The sequence below is a fragment of the Nostoc sp. PCC 9305 genome, from assembly GCF_963920915.1.
In the GTDB taxonomy this organism is placed as follows: domain Bacteria; phylum Cyanobacteriota; class Cyanobacteriia; order Cyanobacteriales; family Nostocaceae; genus Nostoc.
In genome coordinates, this window is the sequence record NZ_CAWUDN010000103.1 from 23,543 (window position 1) to 29,542 (window position 6,000).

The following is a 6,000-nucleotide window of genomic DNA, read 5'->3' on the forward strand; positions in this document are numbered from 1 at the left end:
GTAAAATCTATGGCAATTAAAGAACAGCCTAAGTCACCTCGGTTTCGGATCGTTGCTAATATATTACTGGCAGTATCAGGACTATTCCTGCTCTTAAATTTATTTTTGCCTGGTTTATTTGCTTCCGGCCCTGCTGGTGTTCCCTATAGTCTATTTATTCATCAAGTACAGGAAGGGGAAGTCAGCCGTGTTTCTGTTGGTCAAAACCAGATTATTTACCAATTAAAAGCAGAAAATGCCGAGCCGGCTCAAGTGTTTGCAACGACACCAATCTTTGATTTAGAGTTACCCAAACTTCTAGAAGAAAAGGGAGTTGAGTTCGCTGCTACACCGCCACCCAAAAATACTTGGTTTACAACCCTCTTAAGTTGGGTGATTCCACCACTGATTTTTATTGGTATTTGGCAGTTCTTTCTCGCTCGTGGTGGTGGTGGCGGTGGCCCGCAAGGTGCGCTTTCCATTGGTAAGAGCAAAGCTAAGGTTTACGTTGAAGGCGAATCCGCTAAAATCACCTTTGCAGATGTAGCTGGGGTAGAAGAAGCAAAAACTGAGTTAGTAGAAATTGTAGATTTCCTCAAGACTCCGGCACGGTTTACGCAAATTGGCGCTAGGATTCCCAAAGGTGTGTTGTTAGTTGGCCCTCCTGGTACTGGTAAGACACTGCTAGCGAAAGCCGTAGCAGGAGAAGCAGGAGTTCCATTCTTCAGCATCTCTGGTTCCGAATTTGTCGAATTGTTTGTCGGTGTAGGTTCTTCCAGAGTGCGGGATTTGTTTGAACAGGCCAAAAAACAAGCTCCTTGTATTGTATTCATTGATGAATTGGATGCGATTGGTAAGTCTCGTAGCAGTAACGGCTTCTACGGTGGTAACGATGAACGCGAACAAACCCTCAACCAATTACTAACTGAGATGGATGGGTTTGCCGCTGGGGATGCAACGGTGATTGTACTAGCAGCTACCAACCGTCCCGAAACCCTAGACCCAGCATTGCTGCGTCCAGGTCGCTTCGACCGCCAAGTGTTGGTAGACCGTCCCGATTTATCTGGTCGTGAAGCAATTCTCAAGATTCACGCTCAAAAGGTAAAATTAGGAGATGATGTAAATTTAAAAGCGATCGCTACTCGTACTCCTGGTTTTGCTGGCGCAGATTTGGCAAACTTAGTGAACGAAGCCGCATTATTGGCAGCGCGCAATCTGCGTGAAAAGGTTGCTCAAGAAGACTTTGCCGAAGCAATTGAGCGAGTAGTTGCCGGTTTAGAGAAGAAGAGTCGCGTAATGAACGAGACTGAGAAAAAGATTGTTGCATACCATGAAGTTGGTCACGCAATGGTCGGGGCGCTCACAACCGGAAACGGTCGTGTAGAAAAGATTTCGATTATTCCTCGTGGGATGGCAGCTTTGGGCTACACTCTGCAATTACCAACTGAAGACCGCTTTTTGATGAATGAACACGAACTGCGGGGTCAGATTGCAACTTTGTTGGGTGGACGTTCCGCCGAAGAGATTGTGTTTAACAGTATTACCACAGGTGCTTCCAACGATTTGCAACGAGCAACTGACTTGGCAGAACGGATGGTAACAGCTTATGGTATGAGCAAAGTCTTAGGGCCATTAGCTTACCAACAAGGACAACAAGCAGCATTCCTGGGTAATGGTGGTGCTAATCCCCGGCGGGCGGTAAGTGAAGACACATCCAAAGCCATTGATAGCGAAGTCAAGGAAATCGTCGAAACAGCCCACGAACAAGCCCTAGAGATTCTCAGACAGAATCGGGACTTGCTAGAAGCGATAGCGACTCAACTCTTAGAAACAGAGGTTATTGAAGGCGAAAAACTGCACGATTTGTTGAGTCAGGTTAAACCCGTAGCTAATTCGTAATTCGTAATTCGTAATTCGTAATTCGTAATTCATACATAGAGGGACGCAGAAGATAACTTTGCGTCCCTACCCTGCGGGAAGGCGTACCACTTGCCTACGGCACGCTCCGCGAACGTGGAAGCAAGCTACGCGTAGCGTCTCGTAGAGAAGCGCCTATGCGTTAAACCTCTGCGTTCCTTTGCGTTTCAGAAATGCCACTCACCGCAATGCAAACACCAGCTAGGAAAAATGCCAATCCACCCCCAATAGCACCAACAAAAGTTGTTATCTGTTGCGGCTGGGGAAATATAACGCCAAACAAACTCATAGCTAAAGCAAACCCACCAAAATACATCCCAATTCCTAATCCCGCCCACCGCTGGGGTACTAGCCCCAAAGCAAAAGGAATTGCCCCGTTGACAATTAAACTAAAGCTCGCAACGATTAACAAAATTATCGGAATTTGTGCGCCCAGAGATATCATTATCAATAACGAGGGAATGATTGCACAGATACCACAAAGCATTGCTTGACTATTACCAATTTTGACGGCGAAGATTCCCGCTGGTATGCTGGCAATTGCGATCGCTAATCCAATCCATACCATTTGCATATCAACATTATCAGTATTCAGTTGGGTTTTGAGTACTTTACCCAAGACATCCATGAGAAATCGGATACCCCACGCAACACCGAAACCAGTTCCTAAAATTAAAGCCAATTTCTGTAAGGGCAACTTTACCGTTTCTGCTTGATGTTTATCCACTGGTGCTTCTGGGGGATTGACTAACCGCAACACAGCCGCCGCCCCCAACATGACGAAGGAACCAATTGCAAAGGTATAAACTGGGCCTAAGCTCAGAATAAACTTGTAGCTTATTGGTCTAAAAGCGCCAATTGCACCGCCTACCAAAGTGACAAAACTTACTGCTAAAGGTAACTGTGCTGGTGTCGAATACATCCCCAATAGGCACATCGCTGGAGAGCGAAATATTGTCATTGCCAATGCCCAGGCTACCAATAATACAGGTAAGAGCGATCGCATCACATTAGCAGGCGGGATCAAACTTACAACACATGGTATCGCAATGAACAAAGCCGATGCGAGAATCATACCTACTGAGATGAAGGGAAACCGAGTTCCTACCCAGCGCCTAGCTTGGTCTGAAAGTCCGCCCATCAATGGTTCCAGCACCGCACCCAAAGCGTTTTCGACTAACACCAAACCAACTGCCAATGAAGCAGGAAAACCAAACTGAGTCAAAAGTTGCGGCAAATATATATTATAAATTAACCACGAGAGGGTAATTGCTCCCTGCACTGCTGCCAATACCCAAACTTGCACCCATAAAATATTGAGATGAAATTTCGAGGTAGTCAAGTCGCTTCGCTCCAATTAAAAATTAAAAATTATTAATTAAAAATTTCAAGACGCTCTCTACGAGACGCTGTGCCTAGCTTGCTTCTTTGCAGCTCTATACCAAAATTAATTAATTAAAAATAGAATAATTTTTAATTTTTAACTTTTAATTCCAAAAAGGTCATCAGGAGATGGGAAGTGGGGATTTAAACTGCAAACTTGCTCTGCTCACGGTAGGAAACAGAGAGTAATATTCCCCCTGCCTCCTGCCTCTCTTGTTAATACTCTGGAACTGAAGGATCGATTTCTCGACTCCAAGCGGTAATTCCGCCTTTGACATTCGTCCCGACAATTCCGGCTTCCTTGAGAATAGCTAGGGCTTTTGCCGATCGCCCGCCCATCTTACAATGAGCAATTAAGCGATGGCCATTCAATATTTCCTTCACCTTAGCAACACCATTCCCATTTTCAATGTCTGGTAAGGGCACCAACACTGAACCCGGAATCTTGGCAATGTCGTACTCATGGGGGTTGCGGACATCTAACAGTACAAAATCCTTTGCACCGCTATCCAACAATTCCTTCAAATCCTTGACGGTCATTTCTTGACTTTCCAACTGCTGTTTTGCCTCCTCTGCCTTAGCTTGTGGAATCCCGCAGAATTCTTCGTAGTCTATCAGCTTTTCAATCACTGGGCGAATCGGGTTCGGACGCAGTTTTAACTCCCGAAATTTCATATCCAAGGCGTTGTATAGCAGCAATCGCCCGCTGAGAGTGTTGCCTTGTCCCAGAATGATTTTAACAGTTTCGGTTGCTTGGATTAAACCAATAATTCCTGGCAAAATTCCCAATACGCCACCTTCTGCACAAGAAGGAACCATTCCTGGTGGTGGTGGTTCTGGGAAAAGGTCACGATAATTCGGGCCACCTTCGTAATTAAATACACTAGCTTGCCCTTCAAAGCGTAAAATTGAACCGTAGACGTTGGGCTTATTCAGCAATACGCAGGCGTCGTTAACTAGATATCTGGTGGGGAAGTTATCAGTACCATCCACTACGATATCGTAAGGTTTAATCAGATCCAGGGCGTTTTCGGAAGTCAGACGAGTTTCGTATAAATCAACTTGACAATAGGGGTTAATCTCGTGAATGCGGTTTTTTGCCGATTCAATCTTGGGTTTACCCACCCAGGATGTCCCGTGAATTACTTGGCGTTGCAGATTAGAAGTATCGACAATATCAAAATCGACAATCCCGATGCGTCCAACACCCGCCGCCGCCAAATATAAAAGTAGTGGTGAACCGAGTCCACCTGTACCGATACACATTACACTAGCGGCTTTCAGGCGCTTCTGTCCCTCTAGCCCTACTTCCGGTAAAATCAGGTGTCGGGAGTAGCGTTCGTAATCGTCTTTAGTCAACTGGATTTCGTCCAGATTGGGATTGAGCATAGCAGTTATGATGTGAGAAAGCGGAATATTAATCCTATCGAAAAACTGGATCTTATTAAGAGTGGGAAAGACGAATTTTCATTTGTGATAGCGGCGAAAACCGCTATGAGTGACTGTCTTTAAACTAAGCCAGTTATTTTATATTTTCAATTGCCTCTACTTGAAACTGATGAGTATCATCAAGGCTCCAACTTTTGAGTTCTCCAGCTTTGCCGTTTTGGACGGAAACTATTATATACGAGTATCCCTGCCAAGCGTATAGGCGATCGCATTCTGAGGGTATAGCAGGATGATCTGGATGGGAGTGAAAAATGCCGATAATGTTCAATGAGCGATCGCGAGCTTCCCTTTGTGTTTTTAACATAACTTCGGGTGCGATCGTATATTGCCGTCTTTTACTTTCTGTTGTGCGTTCTCCTGGAAACTCAGCCGCCGCTTCTGTATTCCAAGCATTTTCTGTTGGCATGACTTCTACCACAGTTTTGCCCTCATTAGCCAGATAGCCCAAAATTATACCACAGCACTCATCTGGGTAAATGTTTTCGGCATGGGTGCGGATGGTTTGCAAATGTTCTTGGCTAAGTTGAATCATGTCTGCGTTTGTAATTCTAGCGACTTCTAACAATTATTGGTTAATGCGTATGCTAGCAAAAACCGCAGGCGATCGCGCAGCGTCTCGTAGAGAAGCTTACGGAAGGTATCGTAGCCTTTAAAAAAGAAAATATGTATTTTTTATCGCTCTTTAAAACATTGGCTTACTGCTTTCTTATAAGACATCTCCGAAAACTGCCTAAGTATCTCTGTGACTAGCTTATAACGTGCGATCGCCAGTTTCTGAATCCAGCTAGTTTCGACGATAGAATAGAGGTTTGAGATGTTTGTTGTTAATAATCAGACAAAAAACGTGGTTATGTGCATTCATTTTAAACTCATGCGATCGCGTATTTTTCTACTGGTAATACAAGTGCCCCAATTCGTAGTCTTACTACTCCACAAATTGTCAAAATTACTTGTTCATACTTTTTAGGATTTAAGCGAAATCTTTCTTGAACAACTCGAAATATTTTTACAGAACGAATTCGATGTTTAACAAATAATCGCTTGCATGAAAACTCCTTATTTTCTTTTTTCTGGTCAATTTTTAACTTTCCATTTCTTGGTGTTTTAATCGGTGTGTCAATTAAATCTTCTCCAAGATATCCTAAATCTCCCTTAAATTTTTGTTTGGGGTCAAAGTTATCGCGGTTTTCTCGAAACAAAGTTATATCACTTTTTGGCCCAGGTTCGCCAGCTATAACATCAACAATATCCTTGGCATCTGGCAAGATAATT

At 44.0% G+C, this 6,000-nt stretch carries 6 protein-coding genes; 2 read left to right on the forward strand and 4 right to left on the reverse strand.

Translation table 11 applies throughout. The features are described 5' to 3' along the window. The first annotated feature begins 9 nt into the window (after nt 1-9). Complete coding sequence (gene ftsH4 / locus ACM0OX_RS28495; RefSeq protein ID WP_414518352.1) at nt 10-1,878, forward strand: ATP-dependent zinc metalloprotease FtsH4; 1,869 nt, start codon at nt 10-12, stop codon at nt 1,876-1,878. A 160-nt stretch (nt 1,879-2,038) separates the two neighbouring features. On the opposite strand, the gene ACM0OX_RS28500 is transcribed toward ftsH4, so the two are convergent. The 3 genes from ACM0OX_RS28500 to ACM0OX_RS28510 all read right to left on the reverse strand — a co-directional run bounded on the left by ACM0OX_RS28500 (nt 2,039) and on the right by ACM0OX_RS28510 (nt 5,260). Next, on the reverse strand, nt 2,039-3,238 hold the full coding sequence (locus tag ACM0OX_RS28500; protein WP_414518353.1) for an MFS transporter: 1,200 nt from the start codon (nt 3,236-3,238) through the stop codon (nt 2,039-2,041). A 257-nt stretch (nt 3,239-3,495) separates the two neighbouring features. Further along, nucleotides 3,496-4,668: a molybdopterin-synthase adenylyltransferase MoeB gene (gene moeB, locus ACM0OX_RS28505; RefSeq protein ID WP_414518354.1), complete on the reverse strand. Its 1,173-nt coding sequence runs from the start codon at nt 4,666-4,668 to the stop codon at nt 3,496-3,498. A gap of 133 nt (nt 4,669-4,801) precedes the next feature. After that, nucleotides 4,802-5,260 carry a Mov34/MPN/PAD-1 family protein gene (locus ACM0OX_RS28510; protein ID WP_414518355.1) on the reverse strand — a complete coding sequence of 153 codons (459 nt, stop codon included), beginning with the start codon at nt 5,258-5,260 and terminating at the stop codon, nt 4,802-4,804. On the opposite strand from ACM0OX_RS28510, the gene ACM0OX_RS28515 reads away from it, so the two are divergent. Continuing rightward, entirely contained in the window at nt 5,259-5,381 is a 123-nt protein-coding gene (locus tag ACM0OX_RS28515; RefSeq protein ID WP_414518356.1) for a hypothetical protein, read from the forward strand. The genes ACM0OX_RS28510 and ACM0OX_RS28515 overlap by 2 nt on opposite strands. 216 nt (nt 5,382-5,597) lie before the next feature. Here the strand turns inward: ACM0OX_RS28515 and ACM0OX_RS28520 are convergent. Then, on the reverse strand, nt 5,598-6,000 hold a 403-nt coding region (locus ACM0OX_RS28520; protein ID WP_414518357.1), incomplete at its 5' end, for a transposase family protein.